General features: G+C 69.4%; 15 protein-coding genes. 10 read left to right on the top strand and 5 right to left on the bottom strand.

Annotated elements, in window-relative coordinates; all coding sequences use genetic code 11:
• Positions 1-121: 121 nt before the first annotated feature.
• From ACFFF6_RS02860 to ACFFF6_RS02840, 5 genes are all read right to left on the bottom strand, one after another.
• Entirely contained in the window at positions 122-1,876 is a 1,755-nt protein-coding gene (locus tag ACFFF6_RS02860; RefSeq protein ID WP_376978039.1) for an ABC transporter substrate-binding protein, read from the bottom strand.
• Between the two features lie 4 nt (positions 1,877-1,880).
• Entirely contained in the window at positions 1,881-2,864 is a 984-nt protein-coding gene (locus tag ACFFF6_RS02855; RefSeq protein WP_376978037.1) for an ABC transporter ATP-binding protein, read from the bottom strand.
• A 158-nt stretch (positions 2,865-3,022) separates the two neighbouring features.
• Positions 3,023-4,141 (bottom strand): ABC transporter ATP-binding protein, encoded by a 1,119-nt coding sequence (locus ACFFF6_RS02850; protein WP_376978035.1) that lies wholly within the window; start codon positions 4,139-4,141, stop codon positions 3,023-3,025.
• Positions 4,138-5,067, bottom strand: a complete 930-nt coding sequence (locus tag ACFFF6_RS02845; protein ID WP_376978033.1) for an ABC transporter permease — start codon at positions 5,065-5,067, stop codon at positions 4,138-4,140. Before ACFFF6_RS02845 ends, ACFFF6_RS02850 begins: the two co-directional genes overlap by 4 nt.
• 1 nt (position 5,068) lies before the next feature.
• Positions 5,069-6,025, bottom strand: a complete 957-nt coding sequence (locus ACFFF6_RS02840) for an ABC transporter permease (RefSeq protein WP_376978031.1) — start codon at positions 6,023-6,025, stop codon at positions 5,069-5,071.
• 383 nt (positions 6,026-6,408) lie between these two features.
• Here ACFFF6_RS02840 and ACFFF6_RS02835 point away from each other — a divergent pair, with 383 nt between their 5' ends.
• From ACFFF6_RS02835 to tyrS, 10 genes are all read left to right on the top strand, one after another.
• Positions 6,409-7,440 (top strand): endo-beta-N-acetylglucosaminidase, encoded by a 1,032-nt coding sequence (locus tag ACFFF6_RS02835; RefSeq protein WP_446680626.1) that lies wholly within the window; start codon positions 6,409-6,411, stop codon positions 7,438-7,440.
• Between the two features lie 66 nt (positions 7,441-7,506).
• Positions 7,507-8,640 carry an N-acetyl-gamma-glutamyl-phosphate reductase gene (gene argC / locus ACFFF6_RS02830; RefSeq protein ID WP_376978028.1) on the top strand — a complete coding sequence of 378 codons (1,134 nt, stop codon included), beginning with the start codon at positions 7,507-7,509 and terminating at the stop codon, positions 8,638-8,640.
• 59 nt (positions 8,641-8,699) lie between these two features.
• Positions 8,700-9,869: a bifunctional glutamate N-acetyltransferase/amino-acid acetyltransferase ArgJ gene (gene argJ, locus ACFFF6_RS02825; protein ID WP_376978027.1), complete on the top strand. Its 1,170-nt coding sequence runs from the start codon at positions 8,700-8,702 to the stop codon at positions 9,867-9,869.
• Entirely contained in the window at positions 9,866-10,813 is a 948-nt protein-coding gene (gene argB, locus ACFFF6_RS02820) for an acetylglutamate kinase (RefSeq protein WP_376978025.1), read from the top strand. Before argJ ends, argB begins: the two co-directional genes overlap by 4 nt.
• Positions 10,806-12,059: an acetylornithine transaminase gene (locus ACFFF6_RS02815; protein WP_376978024.1), complete on the top strand. Its 1,254-nt coding sequence runs from the start codon at positions 10,806-10,808 to the stop codon at positions 12,057-12,059. The genes argB and ACFFF6_RS02815 overlap by 8 nt, the downstream gene beginning before the upstream one ends.
• A 1-nt stretch (position 12,060) precedes the next feature.
• Positions 12,061-13,044, top strand: a complete 984-nt coding sequence (argF, locus tag ACFFF6_RS02810; RefSeq protein WP_376978022.1) for an ornithine carbamoyltransferase — start codon at positions 12,061-12,063, stop codon at positions 13,042-13,044.
• Positions 13,041-13,589: an arginine repressor gene (locus tag ACFFF6_RS02805; RefSeq protein WP_376978020.1), complete on the top strand. Its 549-nt coding sequence runs from the start codon at positions 13,041-13,043 to the stop codon at positions 13,587-13,589. The genes argF and ACFFF6_RS02805 overlap by 4 nt, the downstream gene beginning before the upstream one ends.
• On the top strand, positions 13,586-14,818 hold the full coding sequence (locus ACFFF6_RS02800) for an argininosuccinate synthase (RefSeq protein WP_376978018.1): 1,233 nt from the start codon (positions 13,586-13,588) through the stop codon (positions 14,816-14,818). The genes ACFFF6_RS02805 and ACFFF6_RS02800 overlap by 4 nt, the downstream gene beginning before the upstream one ends.
• Positions 14,815-16,293, top strand: coding sequence for an argininosuccinate lyase (gene argH, locus ACFFF6_RS02795; RefSeq protein ID WP_376978016.1), 1,479 nt, complete (start codon positions 14,815-14,817; stop codon positions 16,291-16,293). The genes ACFFF6_RS02800 and argH overlap by 4 nt, the downstream gene beginning before the upstream one ends.
• A 250-nt stretch (positions 16,294-16,543) precedes the next feature.
• Positions 16,544-17,812: a tyrosine--tRNA ligase gene (gene tyrS / locus ACFFF6_RS02790; RefSeq protein WP_376978014.1), complete on the top strand. Its 1,269-nt coding sequence runs from the start codon at positions 16,544-16,546 to the stop codon at positions 17,810-17,812.
• Positions 17,813-18,547: the final 735 nt, after the last annotated feature.

Raw genomic sequence — 18,547 nt, 5'->3', positions numbered from 1 at the left:
TTCAGCGTAGACGTCGCTGTCCGCGCTGTCCACGGAGAGCTGGAGGGGCCGCGGTCTCCCGTGGCCCCTCCATCGCTCATCGGAACGACACCCCAAGAATCACGGTGTGCTGTCGGCTTCGTCAGGCCTTGGACGGAGTGAGGTCCGTGACCGTCCTGATGAGGTTGTTGTAGCCGTCCACGCGCGGGAAGTAGTCGATCTCCGAGGCCTCTTTCAGCCCGGACCACTTCTTCGTCGTGAACATTCCTCCGGCACCGTTGGACTGCACCGGGATATAGGGCGCTTCATCGGCTACCGCCTGCTGCAGGATCTGGCAGTTCTCCGTGATCTGATCGACCTGGTCCGGAGGTGTCGTGGTGATCGCCATGATCGCGTCGTTCGCAGCCTGAGGCATCTTCCACCGGCCGTAGTTGCCGTCCGCCGTCTCGTCGCCGATCTCGTAGATCTTGGTGTGCATGTACATGGTGAAGGCCTGGAATGCGCCTCCCGCCGCGTTGGTCGTCCAGAGCGACAGCTCGTAGTCGCCCTTGGCCTGCGCGGGTCCGAACACATCCGGGGGAAGCGGCGTGAAGGCGACTTTGAGTCCGAGATTCTTCGACCACTGGTCCACGACGATCGGCATCGTGGTCATCTCCGCCGGATTGTCGTTCTGGATGTGGAGCTTGAGCGGATGCTCAGTGCCGTCCTTCTCGAGGTTTCCGGCCTCGTTCACGGTCCAGCCGGCGTCTGCGAGCTCCTTCTTCGCGGCCTCGAGGTCAGGCGTCATCGGGTCCTTGAACTCGTCTTTCAGCATCGAGGCGTAGATGCCGGTGTCGAGCCCGGTGATCGACGGGACCGTGTAGGCGATGCCCGCGGCCTCGGCGACGATGCTCATGTCAGCGGCGGCGCGCAGGGCGCGACGGACCGCGACGTCCTGGGTGGGTCCCTTGTGCGTGGCCATGATGATGCCGCGGGTCGAGCCGTCGGGGTAGTAGTAGTACCCGTTGTGGTCTTCCATCGTGACGAAGTTGGTCACGACGCCGGGTGCCCCGCCCTGGGACCAGTCGACGTCTCCCTTGGTGATCTGGGACTCGATGTTGCCGGCTGTGCCGGACGGGATGAGGTGGACCTCCGTGAGCTCTGGGGCGATCTCGCCCCAGTAGTCGTCGCGGATCTCGATCTCGATCTGCTGCCCCGCGAACTTCTTCAGCCGGCCGGGACCGGTGCCGACGGGGTCGCGGTCCTGGTAGTTCTGCCGGTCGAGATCCTTGTAGATGTGCTCGGGGTAGATCGGGAAGTACAGCGACAGCGGCAGGTCCTCGGTGTACTGCGGCTCGTTGTAGGTGACCACGACGGTCTTCTCGTCGGGCGTCTCGATCGCCTTCGCGAGCCAGGGGAGATTGCCGTTCTCGTCGGGCGTGGTCCCAGGCTCCTCGAAGATGAACCCATAGGTGAAGGCGACGTCCTTCGAGGTGAACTTCTCTCCGTCGTTCCAGGTCACGTCGTCTCGCAGGACGTAGGTCGCGACTTTGCCGCCTTCGGTGTACTCGACGCTCTCGGCGAGGTTCGGGACGAGCTTGGAGCCGTCCGTCGAGGAGATGCGGAACAGCGTCTCCCAGAACAGGGCGTTTCCGGGCGCGGAGTCGCCGCCGCCGAAGACGTTGAAGTTCTCGGGGAAGACGTTCGAGGTCGCGACGGTCGCGCCGATGCGGAGGATGCCGTCGTTGTCGATCGTCCCCTCCGTGGCGCGTGCGCCGGAGCCGCCTGCGGGATCCGAGGTCGTCTCTGTGTCGGATCCTCCGCCGCAGGCGGCGAGCGCGGTCGCGGTGAGCGCCGCAGCGCCGAGGCCGAGCACCGAGCGCCGATCGAATGAGGTGCGCGTCATGCGCTGTGTCATGGAACTACTCCTTCTTCGCAGAGTTCTTGGGGGTCCGGGATCGGTCAGACGACGCACGTTCGTAGTCGGCGTCGTCCTCCGCCTGCCAGCACTGCACCGTGTGGGAATCCCGGATGCTGCGGAACAGGGGGAGGTCTTCAGAGGTGCACTTCGGCATGGCCACGGGGCACCTGTCCGCGAATCGGCAGCCCCGGATGTCCGACGTGTTGTCGACCGGGCGCGAATCCGCGATCGGCTCGTGCGTCGGCTTCCCGGAGCCCTTGTACCGGGCGGGATCGGGAGCGGCGCTTAGCAGCAGCTTCGTGTACGGATGCACTGGCGCGGAGATGATCGACTCGGTGCTGCCCGCTTCGATGATCTTTCCGCCATACATCACGTTGATGCGATCGGAAAGGTAACGTGCGCTCGCGATGTCATGCGTGATGTACATGACCGCGACCTTCTCGGTCTCTCGGAGGTCGCTGAGCAGGTTGAGCACATCGAGGCGGATCGAGGCGTCGAGCATGGAGGTCGGTTCGTCCGCGAGCAACACCTTCGGGTTCACTGCGAGAGCACGGGCGATTGCAACGCGCTGACGCTGCCCGCCGGAAAGATCCGTCGGATAGCGGTCGAGATACCGAGAGGTGGGGGTCATATTAGCTCGCTCGAGGAGCTCTGCGGCGCGCGCCCGGATTCCTGCCCGTCCCAGCCGCGGGAAGTGGATCTTCACGACGCGCGAGATGATGGTTCGGATCTTCTTGAGCCCATTGAGGGACGCGAAGGGATCTTGGTAGATGAGCTGCACGTTGCGGTAGTACGCCCGCTCGGCGCGTCCTCCGCGGACTCGGATGGGTGTTCCGTTGTAGAGCAGCTCCCCGCTCGTGGGTCGGTAGATGAGCGCGAACAGCCGAGCGATCGTGGTCTTGCCGGAACCGGACTCGCCCACGAGTGCGCTGATCTGCCCGGGGTAGAGGGTGAGGTCGACGCCGTCGAGAGCGCGGATCGTCACGGCCCGGCCATGGCTGTCGGTGCCTTGGAAGTGCACGTGCACGTCACGTGCTTCCAGGACGGGAACGACGTCGTCTGCGGCGCTCCCGAGGTTGCGTTGCGAACAGTCCTCCTGCCTCTGAGCAGGCTCGGGGGCGGGGCTGCGGTGTGCGGGCGAAGTCATGCGCTCTCGCCTCCCTTCGGTGCGTGGTCGCCAGAAGCGGCGGCCTGCTGACGCGCACGTTCGGCATCGTCGAGCTCGCCGTTCGTGATGAAGCATGCGCTGCGCCCTTGGGGGATCTCGCGCAGCTCCGGGGGCCGCTCATGGCAGATGGGCATAGCGAGCTCACAACGTGGGGCGAACGCGCAGCCCGACGGAAGGTCGAGCAGGTCCGGTGGGGATCCGGGGATACCCGAGAGACGCCGGACCGGTTCCGACAGTGGGGGGAACGCGCGGCGCAGCGCCCGCGTGTACGGATGCTTCGCGTCGTGATGGAGCCGCGCTGCCGTCCCGACCTCGACGATCTTCCCGCCGTACATGATCGCGATCCGGTCGGAGATCTCGAGCAGCAGGGAGAGGTCGTGGGTCACGAAGACGACGGCGAAGCCGAGCCGCTCCTGGGCGGCGAGGACCTGGTCCAGGATCTGGCGCTGCATGACGACGTCGACGGCCGTGGTGGGTTCATCCATGAGCACCAGGTCCGGGTCGCAGGCGAGCGATAGGGCGATGAGGGCCCGCTGCTGCATGCCGCCCGAAAGCTGGAACGGGAAGGCGGTCAACCGGTCGCGGCTGATGCCGACCATGGTCAGCAGGTCACCGGCCTGTGCCATGGCCTCCTTCTCACCCAGCCGGGGGTCGTGGGTCCGGATGACGTCGGTGAACTGCTCTCCGAGGCGGATCACCGGATTCAGGCTCGCCATGGCGGACTGCATGACCACGGAGACCTTCGTCCAGCGGTAGGGCGCGAGCTCCTCCTCGTCGAGGGCTGCGAGGTCGACAGCAGGCTCGTCGCCCCCGGGGTGGTACCAGATCGAGCCCGCGCTCGTGGCGGCGGGCATGCGCTGCAGGCGTCCGAGGGCGTTGAGCAAGGTGGACTTCCCGCTCGCCGACTCGCCGGCGACCCCGAGGATCTCTCCGCGCTTGAGCGTCAGGTCGATCTCATCGCAGGCACGGATGTTTCCCGCCTCGGTCACATAGTCGACGCACAGGCCGCGGACGTCCAGAAGGGTGGGCGATCTGTCGAGCCGCTCGAGGATCTGGGCCTCGGTCTCCTGGTTCTGGGGGACGGTGAGGGTCATCGTGCAGCCACCTCCTGGGGGGCCTGCGCAGCGGCCCGGCGTGCCTTGTCACGCAGGAAGATGCGCATGAGCTTCATCCGCTTGCTGGAGAGCGTGGGGTTGGTGATCTCGTCGAGACCGAAGTTGACCATCGTGGTCGCGAAGCCGATGAGGCACAGCGCGAGGCCCGGTGGGACGAACCACCACCAGAGACCGCGGAAGAGCGCGTTCTGGGTCATCGCCCAGTTGATCATGAGGCCCCAGGACGGCTCCGAGGGGTTGCCGATGCCGAGGAACGCGAGGGCGGCCTGCTGGTTGACTCCTGCGGCAATGAGGCCGAGGAAGAGCGGGGAGATGACCCCGAGCAGGTGCGGCATGACCTCGACGAGGATGATGCGGGCGCGGGATTCGCCGACGGTGCGCAGGGCGGTCGTGAAGTCCCGGCCGCGCAGGCTCATGGTCTGAGCGCGGATCTGGCGCGCGCCGCCGGCCCATTCGATCCCGCCGATGACGATCGAGACGAGCAGCCAGTTCGCGTTCTGGAACGCGGCGGCGACGATGAACAGCAGCGCGAATGTCGGAAAGTTTCCGAACACGAGGATCGCGCCGTTGAGGATCTTGTCCGCCAGGCCGCCGGAGAACCCGGCCCATGCGCCGATCACGATGGTCAGAACCGTGCCGATGATCGCAGAGGCGAAGCCGACCAGCATCGAGGTCCGGGTGCCGTGGAGCATCCAGGACAGGACGTCCTGTCCCTGGCTGGTGGTGCCCAGCCAGTGTGTGGAGTCGGGAGGGCCGCCGGTGAGGTGCTTGTAGTCGACGTCCTGGGGAGACATCGCCAGGACGGTGCTGCTGAACCATGGCCCGAAGATCGCGACGAGGGTGAAGACCGCGATGATGGCGAGGCCGACCTGCACCTTGCCGATGAGGAGAAAGCGCTTCAGCATGTCAGTTCGCCTCCCGGGTGCGCGGATCGAGCAGGACATAGACGGAATCCGCGATGAAGTTGAACAGGAGGGACGCGAAGATGACCATGAGCATGACGCCCTGCATGACGGGGTAGTCGCGGGCGGCTTGAGCGCCGGTCAGGAGCGAGCCGATGCCCGGGTAGATGAACACGGTCTCAGCGAGGATGACTGCGGTGAGCGCTCCGCCCATGCTCTGCGCGAGCCCGGTGAAGTTGGGCAGCAGGGCATTGCGAGCGGCATAGCGGTTGCGAATGCGGTTCTGCGCCAGGCCCTTGGCGCGGGCGAGCTGGACGTAGTCCTCGTTGACGGTCGTGATCATCATGTTGCGCATCGAGAAGAGCCAGCGCGCGAAGCCGACGATGATCAGGGTGAAGAAGGGCAGCGCCCCGTGGTGCAGGACGGAGAGCAGGAACGACGGGCTCAGCAGATCGATGTCGAGGGAGTTGTCGTAGGCGCCTTGGTTCGGGAACCAGCCGTGGGTGTAGGCGAAGTACCAGACGATCAGCAGGCCGAGCCAGAAAGCCGGGATCGAGCTGAAGAACATCGAGACCGGAGTGACGATCGCATCGAGCCGGCGTCCGGGCTTCCAGCCGAGCCGCGCGCCGAGGTAGGTGCCGACGATCCAGCCGAGGATCGTCGAGAAGATCGCCAGGTAGAGAGTCCAGGGGAGGGCCTTTCCGATCATCTCCGTGACGGTGATCGGGTAATACTGTGCGGACACTCCGAGGTCACCCTTGAAGAGCTGCGAGATGTAGTCCCAGAACTGTAGTGCGAGGGGGCGGTCGGGATCGCCATAGCGGGCCTTGATGAGGCGGGTCTGGTAGCCCGAGGGCGGTGCGCCGGTCCGGTTGGTGATCTCACGGATCATCTGTGTGGCCGGATCTCCGGGCATGAATCGCGGAAGGATGAAGTTCAACAGCACGCTGGCGATGGCCACGATGGCGTAGAGCGCGAGGCGCTGACCGAGGAACGAGAGCCCTGCGAGTCGCCCTGTCCAAGTCCGGTGGGAGCGCGGCATGTCGTCGGATGTTGCGTCGGAGGATGCGTCGGCACCGGGCGGAGGACCCGCGGGCGCCGGAGCATCCGGAACGGCAGAACCGGTCATGATCACCACCTTGTGAAAGGGACGCTCCGCGACTCCCGCGCAGTCGTCGTGACTGGTTGTCCTGCGTCACTATAGCGCTTAAGCTCGGGGGTATCGTGCACCGTTGCCGAGGTGTGACCTTCCGGGCTGCCGGGCGCGGATGCGCGTGCCTCCCTCCGACCTGGAGGGACGGTGGAAGCGCCGGGCTCGAGCCCGGAAGTGAACGGAGGACACCGATGTCAGCATCCGCATCTCGCCGCACATTCATCACTGGAGCGGGAGCCGTCGCGGTCGCGGCCCTCGGCGCGGGTTCCGCCGCGGCTGCTCCGCCGGAGCACTCGCAGGGCGCCGGTGCGGGGAAGGGGGTCACCGGGCGCGGAAGCATGCCTGACCATGCGCAGCGTCCGGCCTCGGCCGCCGGGAAGGTGCCGCCTGAGCTCGCCCCGCCGCTCGAGTTCGCCTACTTCCGTACTTGGCACGATCGGGCTGTGGACCCTGCGCGTCCCAACAGCTTCGCGGACGTTCCGCCGGAGATCGATGTGGTCTTCGTCTTCCCTGACTACACCCCGGACGACAGTCCGTTCTGGGACACGTTGCGTGACGAGTACGTCCCTGACCTGCATGCGCAGGGCACCCGGGTCGTGCGGACGGTCGATATCGGCGTGATCCTGGACCCCGCCGTCCCGGAGACGCCGGAAGGATATCGAGCCCACGCCGAGCATCTCGTGGCGACGCTCGTGGATGCCTGCGGGCTCGACGGGTTGGATGTCGACATGGAGCGCACGCTGAGTGAGGCTGAGACGGCCCGCGCGAGCGGCGTGTTCCGGGAGCTCGCGCGGCTGATCGGACCGCTCAGCGGGACGGGCAAGCTGTTCATCTACGACACGAACCGCGACGGCTTCGTGCCGCTGTTCCGGCAGACAGCCGACTGCCTCGATTTTGTGCTCGTCCAGTCGTATGGGCGGTCGCTCTCCTCCCTGCAGGGCACCTGGGACAGCTTCGCGGGGCAGATCGATCCAGCCCAGTACCTCATCGGGTTCTCCTTCTATGAGGAGCGCTCGACGAACCTCTGGGGTGACGCCGAGGAGCCGTTCGAGACCTCGCGCGCCGCCGCGTACGCGGACTGGCAGCCGGCCGGGGTGACCAAGGGGGGAATCTTCTCGTATGCCGTGGATCGTGATGGAGTCGTCGAGGGTGACGACGAGATCCGGCGAACGGACTACAGCTGGTCGATCCGGCTCAAGGAGCGGATGCTGGCGGGGAGCTGAGCGCATCGGACCGCCGGACGACCTACGGGTTGGCTGATAATGCATTGACCTGTATATAGTTGCTCTATGAACGCTCAGCCCCCTGTCGGTGACTCGTCGCGCCCCCTCTCCGTCTTCGGAGGCGGGGGCGCGCGCCCGCGCGTCGCCGTCGTCGGCGCCTCCGGATACGCCGGGGGCGAGACGCTGCGCGTGCTGGCCGGCCACCCCGGTCTCGAGGTGACCACGGTGACCGCGCACTCCAGCGTCGGCAGGCGGCTGTCGGAGGTCGCTCCGCACCTGGACCTCGGCCGGGACCTGGAGCTGGTCGCGACGACGACGGAGAACCTCGCCGGTCATGACGTGGTCGTGCTGGCCCTCCCGCACGGCCAGTCCGGGACGATCGCCGCCGAGCTGCGCGAGCGCGACCCCGACGTCCTGGTCCTGGACCTCGGCGCGGACCACCGGCTCGAGAGCCCCCAGGACTGGGAGGACTACTACCGGTCGGAGCACTCGGGCACCTGGACCTACGGCATGCCCGAGCTGCCGCTGCACCACGGTCCCGGCGGGGCGGCCCGGCAGCGGGAGCTGCTGCGCGGCGCCCGGGAGATCGCGGTTCCCGGGTGCAACGCCACCGCCGTCACCCTCGCCCTGGTCCCGCTCGTCCGAGCGGGTCTCGTGGATCCCCTGGCTCTCGGCGCCGTGCTCCCGGTGGGCTACTCCGGCGCAGGCCGCAGCCCGAAGCAGCACCTCCTGCTGTCGGAGGGCATCGGCGGCGCCGCTCCCTACGGGGTGGGCGGCACCCACCGGCACATCCCGGAGATCCTCCAGAACCTCCGCCGGGCGGCCGGCATCGACGATGCGCGTCTCACCTTCACCCCCGTGCTGGTCCCGATGAGCCGCGGCATCCTCGCGGTCGCGACCGCGCCCGCCGCTCCCGGCATCGGTGAGGACGATCTGCTGGCGGCCTTCGCCGCGGACTACGGCCAGGAGCACTTCATCACCGTCCTGCCGTCGGGCTCCTTCCCCTCGACCCAGCAGGTCGTGGGTGCGAACACGGTGCGGATCGGCGCGACGGTCGATCGACGCAGCGGCACCGTCACCGTCATCAGCGCGATCGACAACCTCGTCAAGGGCACGGCCGGGGCCGCGGTCCAGTCCCTCAACATCGCGCTGGGCCTGCCCGAGGCGACCGGCCTGACCCGCACCGCCCTCGCCCCCTGACCGCAGGGCGCCCCGTCCGACCTTCTCGCTCCCGCCGCTCGTCCACGAAGGAGACAGCCATGTCCATCACCGCCCCGCAGGGCTTCCGGGCCGCAGGCGTCGCCGCCGGCATCAAGTCCGCGCCGAAGCAGGATCTCGCCCTCGTCGTCAACGACGGCCCCCTCGATGTCGCCGCGGGCGTGTTCACCTCGAACCGCGTGCAGGCGGCGCCCGTGGTCTGGTCCCGCCAGGCGGTCTCGGACGGCCGCGCGCGCGCCGTGATCCTCAACTCCGGCGGCGCCAACGCCTGCACCGGCCCTGAGGGCTTCGCCGACACGCATGCGACGGCCGAGCACGTCGCCTCCCTGCTCGAGGTGTCCGCGCAGGACGTGCTGGTCGCCTCGACGGGACTGATCGGCGAGCGTCTGCCGATGCCGAGGATCCTCGCCGGCGCCGAGGCGGCCCTGGCCGCTCTCGGGGCGGGGCCGGAGGCCGACGAGTCCACGGCCCGCGGCATCATGACCACCGACACCGTCCCGAAGCAGGCGAGCGCGACCACGCCCTCCGGGGCGAGGGTCGGCGGGATCGCGAAGGGCGCGGGCATGCTCGCCCCGCAGCTGGCGACGATGCTCGTGGTCCTCACGACCGATGCCGTGGTCTGCGCCGCCGATGCCCGGGCGGCGCTGCGCGAGGCGACCCGCACCACCTTCGATCGCGTCGACTCCGACGCCTGCATGTCCACCAACGACACGGTGCTGCTGCTCGCCTCCGGCGCGAGCGGCGTCTCCCCGTCCCTCGAGGAGCTGACCGAGGCGGTGCGGGAGGTCTCCGCGGACCTCGCCCGCCAGCTCGTGGCCGATGCCGAGGGTGCGAGCCACGACGTGCACGTCCAGGTCACCTCCGCGACGACCGAGGAGGCCGCGCTCGCCGTGGCCCGCGAGATCGCGCGCTCGAACCTGGTCAAGGCCGCGATCTACGGCAACGACCCCAACTGGGGCCGGATCGTCGCCGCGGCCGGCTGCGTGCCCGAGTCCGTGGCCCCCTTCGACCCGGCCGATCTCGCGGTCAGCGTCAACGGCGTGCAGGTCAGCCGCGGCGGGGGAGTGGGGGAGTCCCGCGACCTCGTGGACATGACGCCGCGGGAGTGCCTCATCGAGGTCGATCTCGGCGCGGGATCCGCGTGCGGGGACATCTGGACCAATGACCTGACCCATGACTACGTCGAAGAGAACAGCGCCTACTCCTCATGAGCACACCCGGAACCGGCAAGAACCCGCTCACGCAGCTCGATGCGGCCCGCACCGAGGCGCGCGAGAAGTCCGAGGTCCTCATCGAGGCGCTGCCCTGGATGCAGCGCTTCCGCGACCGCATCGTGGTCGTCAAGTACGGCGGCAACGCCATGATCGACGAGGAGCTGCGGCGCGCCTTCGCCGCGGACATGGTCTTCATGCGCAGCGCCGGGATCCACGTGGTCGTCGTCCACGGCGGCGGCCCGCAGATCAACGAGATGCTGGGCCGCGTGGGGATCGACAGCGAGTTCCGCGGCGGTCTCCGCGTGACCGATGCCGACACGATGGACATCGTGCGGATGGTGCTCGTGGGTCAGGTGGGACGGGAGCTGGTGGGCCTGATCAACCAGCACGGCCCCTATGCGATCGGTATGTCCGGGGAGGACGCCCGCCTGTTCTCCGCGGTGCGCCGCGGCACCGTCGTGGACGGCGAGGACGTGGATCTGGGACACGTGGGCGCAGTGACCGATGTGCGTCCCGATTCGATCCAGGACCTCCTGGACGCCGGGCGGATCCCCGTCATCTCCTCGATCGCCCCGGAGATCGGATCCGATGGCCGGCCCACGGGCGAGGTGCTCAACATCAACGCGGACCTCGCGGCGGCGGCGATCGCCCAGGGCCTGGACGCGGAGAAGCTCGTCGTCCTCACCGATGTCGAGGGGCTGTACGCCAACTGGCCGGACCGCTCCTCCCTCATCTACGAGATCGCGGCCTCCCAGCTGCGGGAGATGCTGCCGGAGCTGACCGCGGGCATGATCCCGAAGGCGGAGGCGCTGCTGGCCGCCGTCGACGCGGGCGTCCGCACGGCCACGATGATCGACGGCCGCATCGAGCATGCGGTGCTGCTGGAGGTGTTCACGACCAAGGGCGTGGGCACGATGGTGAGGAGGGATGACTATGTCTGACACGTCCATGTCCCAGGACGCGGCGCAGGATCCGCGGTCCGCGGGGTACGCGGAGCGCTATCGCGCGGCCATGATCCCCGTCTTCGGCACCCCCCAGCGCGTGCTCGTGCGGGGGCAGGGCGCGAAGGTCTGGGACGACCAGGGTCGTGAGTACCTGGACCTGCTGGCGGGGATCGCCGTGAACGCGCTGGGCCACGCCCATCCCTCCCTCGTGGCGGCCATGACCAAACAGGCCGAGACGCTCGCGCACGTGTCGAACTTCTTCGCGACTGGCCCGCAGATCGAGCTCGCGGAGAAGCTCCTGCGGCTCGCTCAGGCCCCGGAGGGCTCGGGGGTGTTCTTCGCGAACTCGGGCACCGAGGCGAACGAGGCGGCCTTCAAGATCGCCCGCCGCACCGGGAGGCCGCGGATCCTCGCTCTGGAGAACTCCTTCCACGGGCGGACGATGGGCGCTCTCGCACTCACCTCCAAGGAGGCGTACCGGGCCCCGTTCGCGCCGCTCCCGGGCGGCGTCGAATGGGTTCCTGCCGGGGACGTCCAGGCCCTGCGCTCCGCGCTCGCCGACGGCGATGTCGCAGCGGTCTTCGCCGAGCCGATCCAGGGCGAGGCCGGGGTGCTCCCGCTCGATCCCGCATACCTGCTCGCGCTGCGCGAGCTGACCCGCGAGCACGGTGCCCTGCTGATCCTGGACGAGGTGCAGACCGGCATCGGCCGCACCGGGCGCTGGTTCGCGCATCAGGCCGTCCCCGGTGTCGTCCCCGATGTCATGACCCTCGCCAAGGGTCTCGGCGGCGGCTTCCCCATCGGCGCGGCGATCACGTTCGGCCCGGAGACGACCGAGCTGCTGCACGCCGGTCAGCACGGCACGACCTTCGGAGGCAACCCGCTCGCCGCGGCGACGTCGCTCGCGGTGCTCGGCACGATCGAGGAGGAGGGCCTGCTCGCCCACGTGCAGGCGACCGGGGAGGAGCTCGCCGCCGCGGTGCTCGCCCTCGGCGACCCGCGCGTGCTCGGCGTGCGCGGTGCCGGGCTGCTGCGCGGCATCCAGCTGTCCGAGCCGGTCGCGCCCCTTGTGGTGCGGGCCGCTCTCGAGGCCGGGTTCATCATCAACGCGACGGGCCCGTACACCCTGCGGCTCGCCCCGCCCCTGAACATCGAGACGGAGCAGCTGGCGACCTTCGTCGCCGCGCTGCCCGCCCTGCTGGACGCGGCCGTGCAGGCGGCCGCCCACGAGGAGGAGAACTGACATGCCCCGCCACTTCCTGAGGGATGACGACCTCTCGCCGGCCGAGCAGAAGGAGGTCCTGCAGCTCGCCCTCGCCTTGTCCGCGGATCGCTTCGCCAGGCGCCCCCTCGCCGGCCCCCGCACGGCCGCGATCATCTTCGACAAGTCCTCGACCCGCACCCGGGTGTCCTTCGCGACAGGCGTCGCCGAGCTCGGCGGCAGTCCGCTGGTGCTGGACGCGGGCTCGAGCCAGATGGGCCGCGGCGAGTCGATCGCGGACACGGCCCGGGTGCTGACCCGCCAGGTCTCGGCGATCGTGTGGCGGACCTTCGGGCAGGAGCGGATCGAGGAGATGGCCGAGCACGCGACCGTTCCGGTGATCAACGCGCTGACCGACGAGTTCCATCCCTGCCAGATCCTCGCGGATCTGCAGACCATCGCGGAGCACACCGGAGGCCTCGCGGACGGCGAGGCCGCCCTCGCCGGCCGCTCGATGGCCTACCTGGGCGACGCCGCGAACAACATGGCGCACTCGTACCTCCTGGGAGGCGCGACGGCCGGGATGGATGTGCGCATCGCCGGGCCCGCCTCGCACCAGCCCGATCCGGCGGTCGTCGCCCGCGCCGAGGAGATCGCCGCCGCGACCGGCGGACGGATCACCATCACCGACGACCCGATCGCCGCGGCATCGGGCGCGAGCGCCGTGATCACGGACACGTGGGTGTCCATGGGGCAGGAGGGGGAGGACGGCCGCGACGCCGACACCTTCTCGACGTACGGCGTCAGCGAGGAGCTGATGGCGCACTCCGGCGGGATCTTCCTGCACTGCCTCCCGGCCTATCGCGGCAAGGAGGTCGCGGCCTCCGTGATCGACGGCCCGCGCTCGGTCGTCTGGGACGAGGCGGAGAACCGTCTCCATGCCCAGAAGGCCCTGCTCACCTGGCTGCTGGAGCATCCGGACGAGGCCACGGCGGCGCATGCGATCCCCCAGGACCTGCGCCGATGAGCGAGCAGCCGCGCACCAAGACCTCCCGTCAGCAGCGCATCGTCGACCTCCTCGAACGCGGGGAGGTCTCCTCCCAGGCCCAGCTCGCCGACCTCCTGTCCGCCCAGGGCATCGAGGTCACCCAGGCGACGCTCTCGCGGGATCTCGTCGAGCTGCGGGCGGATAAGGTGCGCGGTTCCTCGGGGGCGCTCGTCTACCGGGTGCCCCCCGAAGGCCCCGATGTGCGCCCCGGACGCCCGGCCGCGACCGAGGAGCATCTCGGAGCCCGGCTGCCTCGCCTGGCGGAGGAGCTGCTCGTCTCGGCCGAGGCGAGCGGTAACCTCGTGGTGGTGCGCACCCCGCCGGGCGCCGCCCAGTTCTTCGCCTCCGCGGTGGACCGATCCGTCATGCCCGACGTGCTCGGCACCATCGCCGGGGACGACACCATCATGCTGATCACCCGCAGCCTGGACGGCGGGCAGCGCCTCGCGGACCGGCTGCTCGAGCTGGCCTCGGGCCGGCGCGAGAACTCTTCAGACCCCCAGACCTCCAAGGAGACCTCATGACCGAACGCATCGTGCTCGCCTACTCGGGCGGCCTCGACACCTCCGTGGCCATCGGCTGGATCCACGACGCGACCGGGGCGGACGTCATCGCCTGTGCCGTCGATGTCGGCCAGGGCGGAGAGGACCTCGAGGTCATCCGTCAGCGCGCCTTGGACTGCGGCGCCGTCGAGGCCTACGTCGCCGATGCGCGCGACGAGTTCGCCGACGAGTACTGCATGCCGGCCCTGAAGGCCAACGCCCTGTACATGGACGCCTACCCGGTCGTCTCCGCGATCTCCCGCCCGGTGATCACGAAGCACCTGGTGAAGGCTGCCAAGAAGTACGGCGCGACCACCGTCGCCCACGGCTGCACCGGCAAGGGCAACGACCAGGTCCGCTTCGAGGTCTCGATCACGTCGCTCGCCCCGGAGCTGAAGTGCATCGCCCCGGTCCGCGACCTGGCCCTGACCCGCGACCGCGCCATCGAGTACGCCGAGCGCAAGAACCTGCCGATCGCCACGACGAAGCACAACCCCTTCTCGATCGACCAGAACGTGTGGGGCCGCGCCATCGAGACCGGCTTCCTCGAGGACATCTGGAACGAGCCGACGAAGGACGTCTTCAACTACACCGACGACCCGGCCTTCCCGCCCGTCGCCGACGAGGTGGTCATCAGCTTCGAGCACGGCGTCCCGGTCGCGATCGACGGCCGGAAGGTCACCGCCCTCGAGGCGATCCAGGAGCTCAACCGCCGCGCCGGCGCCCAGGGGATCGGCCGCATCGACATCGTCGAGGACCGCCTGGTGGGCATCAAGTCCCGCGAGGTCTACGAGGCCCCGGGCGCGATGGCGCTGATCACCGCGCACCAGGAGCTCGAGCGCGTCACCCTCGAGCGCGAGCAGGCCCGCTTCAAGCGGCAGGTCGGCGACCGCTGGACCGAGCTGGTCTACGACGGCCAGTGGTTCTCCCCGCTGAAGAAGTCCCTGGACGCCTTCATCGAGGACACCCAGCGCTACGTCAGCGGCGACATCCGCATGACCCTGCACGGCGGCCGCGCCACCGTCACGGGCCGCCGCTCCGAGACCGGTCTGTACGACTTCTCGCTGGCGACCTACGACGAGGGCGACACCTTCGACCAGTCGCAGGCCCGCGGGTTCATCGAGATCTACGGCCTGGCCGCGAAGCAGGCCGCGGCCCGCGACGTGGCCCTCGGGAACGGCGAGGACCTCCTCGTGGAGGACGAGGCGTGAGCACTCCCGACGGGCAGGCCCCCGCCGCGGAGACCCCCGCGGACGCCGCGACCGGCGCGGAGCGGCTGGCCCTGTGGGGCGGTCGCTTCGGCTCCGGCCCGGCGGCAGCGCTCGCGGCTCTGTCGGTCTCCACGCACTTCGACTGGCGCCTCGCGCAGTACGACATCCGCGGCTCGCGCGCCCATGCGGATGTGCTGCACGCCGCGGGCCTGCTCAGCGACGACGAGCTGGCCGGCATGCAGGACGCCCTGCAGCGCCTGGCGGCCGATGTCGCCTCCGGCGCCTTCGTCGCCGCCCCTGACGACGAGGACGTCCACACCGCCCTCGAGCGGGGGCTCATCGAGCGGGCCGGCACGGAGCTCGGCGGCAAGCTGCGGGCGGGCCGTTCGCGCAACGACCAGATTGCCACGCTGATCCGGCTGTTCGTGCGGGACCAGGCCCGCAGCATCGGCGCCCAGGTCCTCGACCTGGTCGACGTGCTGCAGGCGCGTGCGGTGGAGGTCCACGGCGCGCCGATGCCGGGCCGCACCCACCTCCAGCACGCGCAGCCGGTGCTGCTGAGCCACCACCTGCTCGCCCACGCCTGGCCGCTGCTGCGCGACGTGGAGCGACTGCGGGACCTGGACCGCCGCGCGGCGATCTCCCCGTACGGCTCCGGGGCTCTGGCCGGCAGCTCGCTGGGGCTGGATCCGGAGGCCGTGGCGTCCTCGCTGGGCTTCGACGGCAGCGTCTGGAACTCGATCGACGGGACCGCATCCCGGGACATCGCGGCGGAGTTCTCCTTCGTGCTGGCGATGATCGCGATCGACCTCTCGCGCCTGGCCGAGGAGATCATCCTGTGGAACACGAAGGAGTTCTCCTTCATCACCCTGGACGACTCCTACTCGACGGGGTCCTCGATCATGCCGCAGAAGAAGAACCCGGACATCGCCGAGCTCGCCCGCGGCAAGGCCGGGCGCGTGATCGGCGACCACGTGGGCCTGCTGTCGACCCTCAAGGCGCTGCCGCTGGCGTACAACCGGGACCTGCAGGAGGACAAGGAGCCGATCTTCGATCAGGTCGACTCGCTGGACCTCGTGCTGCCGGCCTTCACGGGCATGGTCGCGACCCTCACCTTCCACCTCGAGGAGATGGCGGCTCGCGCGCCCCAGGGCTTCTCCCTCGCGACGGACATCGCCGAGCACCTGGTCCGCAACGGCGTCCCGTTCCGCGATGCCCACGAGGTCTCCGGCGCGTGCGTGCGCGTCGCGGAGGAGCAGGGCAAGGAGCTGGTGGACATCACTGATGCCGAGTTCGCGGAGATCTCGCCTCATCTGGACCCCTCCGTGCGGGGCGTCCTGAGCGTCGAGGGCTCGATCGCCTCCCGGGACGCGAAGGGTGGCACCGCCCCCTCGCGCGTGGCCGAGCAGGAGGATGCCGTCCGCCTGGTGGCCGGCGACCTGCGCGGCTTCACAGGGCAGGCGGCGCGCGGCTGAGACCGCCCTCGATCCGCTGCTGCGGCGGCGGCCGCCGCGGGGCCGCGCCCGCCCGGCCGCTCCTGCGGTGACAGGGGAGCCCGGCAGGCCCGCCGGGCCCCTGCGATCGCGGGGAGTGTCGTCCTCCTCCCGTGGCGGAGGACGGCCGGGCAGCCCCGGGAGGTCGCCTGGCACAATGACGGGGAGCCGGCTGCGTCGGCTCCCCGTCCCCGTCCGTCGGGACGGGCCCCACTGCAGAAGGAACTGATCGATGACATCCATCCTGGACGAGCTCTCCTGGCGAGGTCTCGTGGTGCAGTCCACCGGGCTCGAGGCCCTCGGATCGGCACTCGCGGATGGTCCGATCAGCCTGTATTGCGGCTTCGACCCGACAGCCTCGTCCCTGCACGTCGGGCATCTGACCCAGGTGCTGACGATGCGCCGTTTCCAGCTCGCCGGACACCGCCCCTTCGCCCTGGTCGGCGGGGCGACCGGCCTGATCGGCGATCCCCGCATGTCGGGGGAGCGGGTGCTGAACGATCCGTCGATCGTCGCCGGCTGGGTCGAGGGCCTGCGCGACCAGATCTCCCGCTTCCTGGACCTCGAGGGTCCGGCCGGCGTGCAGATGGTCAACAACCTCGACTGGATCGGGCAGATGAGCGCGCTCGAGTTCCTGCGCGACATGGGCAAGAACTTCCGCATGGGCACGATGCTCGCGAAGGAGACCGTCGCCCGCCGCCTCGCGAGCGACGAGGGCATCAGCTACACGGAGTTCAGCTACCAGGTGCTGCAGGGCATCGACTTCCTCGAGCTGTTCCGTCGTCACGGGGTCACCCTGCAGTACGGCGGCAACGACCAGTGGGGCAACCTGCTCTCCGGCGTGGAGCTGATCCACAAGACGGAGGGTGCGAGCGCGCATGCGCTGACGACCCCGCTGGTCACCAAGGCCGACGGCACGAAGTTCGGCAAGAGCGAAGGCGGGGCGGTCTGGCTGGACGCGGAGCTGACCAGCCCCTACGCCTTCCACCAGTTCTGGCTGAACTCGGCCGATGCCGACGTCGTGAAGTACCTGCGGTACTTCACCTTCCGCGACCGCGAGGACATCGCTCAGCTCGAGGCCGCGACCGTCGCGGAGCCGCACCGCCGCACCGCGCAGCGGGCGCTCGCCGACGACCTCACGACCATGGTCCATGGCGAGGCGGCGACCGCGCAGGCCACCGCCGCCGCAGCCGTGCTCTTCGGGAAGGGCGACGTCCGTGCCCTGGACGAGCCGACCGTCGGCGCGATCGCCCGCGAGCTGGGGGTCGTGGACGCCGGGGGGACGACTGCTCTCGCGGAGCTGTTCGTACGGACGGGGATCCTCGAGTCCAAGGGCGCGGCGCGCCGGGCGGCTCGCGAGGGCGGGCTCTCCGTGAACGGCACGAAGGTCTCGGAGGACCAGCTCGAGCAGGAGCTCTCGGCTCTCGAGCTGCTTCCCGGCGGGCACGTGCTCCTGCGGCGCGGGAAGAAGAGCGCTGCGATGGCGCGCCGGGTGGGCTGAGCGCTCCGGTTCGCCCGACCCGTGCCCGATCCGCACGGCCGGGGCCCGCGGCCGCGCCGCGCATGATCACGGACGGCGGTCCCTCCTCGGAGGGCCGCCGTCCTCGTCTCTCCTGCAGCGGCGGCTTCGCGGGAGAGCGGGGCCGACCCGGCTCCCGCTCTCCGGCGGGAGACCGCCACCTGTGCACGGGGCGCGCCGAGCTCTGTGAGGCCGACCTCTCTTGCAGCTCACACTACGCCGCACATGAGCTCGTGAGTGCGCAACAAAGCCTCCTGACCTGCGATGATGAGGTGCCGAGGTCGGGTCGACGGGCATCCGAGCCGCGTTGACGTCGATCAGGGATCGCCGTACTGTTCTTTCTTGTCAACGACGAGGGCGGCCACGAGGCGCCGGACGATCATGCAGATCGGACGGGGCGCAAGGGTCGGCCGCGACGAGGACCGGGCTTCGGCCCGCCGCAGCCGCGGGAGGCAGGATCCTGATCGGATCCCGCTGTGACCCAGAGCACGCGGAGCGGAGTTGGACCTGGCCGCGAAACACTGCTAGAGTAGTGACTCGCGCCGGAACGACGACGCGAAGCCGGTGGGAGACCACCGGGACGAGCCTCCGGAGCGTCCTGCAAGCAGGGACGCGACAGATGTGCGCGTGTTGTTTGAGATCTCAATAGTGTGTCTGTTTGTTGATGCCAAATTTTTATGTTTGGCATGACGGATGATAGCGAAACAAGTTTTGCTA

Source organism: Brachybacterium hainanense, from assembly GCF_042434575.1.
Taxonomy (GTDB): domain Bacteria; phylum Actinomycetota; class Actinomycetes; order Actinomycetales; family Dermabacteraceae; genus Brachybacterium; species Brachybacterium hainanense.
Note: the sequence above shows the minus strand (reverse complement) of the source record. Positions and strands in the feature narration are given on the sequence as shown.

Excerpts from the sequence above, each read along its gene's own strand:
- argF (WP_376978022.1), top strand. The coding sequence starts at position 12,061 with ATGCCCCGCCACTTCCTGAGGGATGACGACCTCTCGCCGGCCGAGCAG.
- argJ (WP_376978027.1), top strand. The coding sequence starts at position 8,700 with ATGTCCATCACCGCCCCGCAGGGCTTCCGGGCCGCAGGCGTCGCCGCC.
- argC (WP_376978028.1), top strand. The coding sequence starts at position 7,507 with ATGAACGCTCAGCCCCCTGTCGGTGACTCGTCGCGCCCCCTCTCCGTC.
- ACFFF6_RS02835 (WP_446680626.1), top strand. The coding sequence starts at position 6,409 with ATGTCAGCATCCGCATCTCGCCGCACATTCATCACTGGAGCGGGAGCC.
- ACFFF6_RS02815 (WP_376978024.1), top strand. The coding sequence starts at position 10,806 with ATGTCTGACACGTCCATGTCCCAGGACGCGGCGCAGGATCCGCGGTCC.
- ACFFF6_RS02800 (WP_376978018.1), top strand. The coding sequence starts at position 13,586 with ATGACCGAACGCATCGTGCTCGCCTACTCGGGCGGCCTCGACACCTCC.
- ACFFF6_RS02860 (WP_376978039.1), bottom strand. The coding sequence starts at position 1,876 with ATGACACAGCGCATGACGCGCACCTCATTCGATCGGCGCTCGGTGCTC.
- argB (WP_376978025.1), top strand. The coding sequence starts at position 9,866 with ATGAGCACACCCGGAACCGGCAAGAACCCGCTCACGCAGCTCGATGCG.
- tyrS (WP_376978014.1), top strand. The coding sequence starts at position 16,544 with ATGACATCCATCCTGGACGAGCTCTCCTGGCGAGGTCTCGTGGTGCAG.
- ACFFF6_RS02850 (WP_376978035.1), bottom strand. The coding sequence starts at position 4,141 with ATGACCCTCACCGTCCCCCAGAACCAGGAGACCGAGGCCCAGATCCTC.
- ACFFF6_RS02845 (WP_376978033.1), bottom strand. The coding sequence starts at position 5,067 with ATGCTGAAGCGCTTTCTCCTCATCGGCAAGGTGCAGGTCGGCCTCGCC.
- ACFFF6_RS02805 (WP_376978020.1), top strand. The coding sequence starts at position 13,041 with ATGAGCGAGCAGCCGCGCACCAAGACCTCCCGTCAGCAGCGCATCGTC.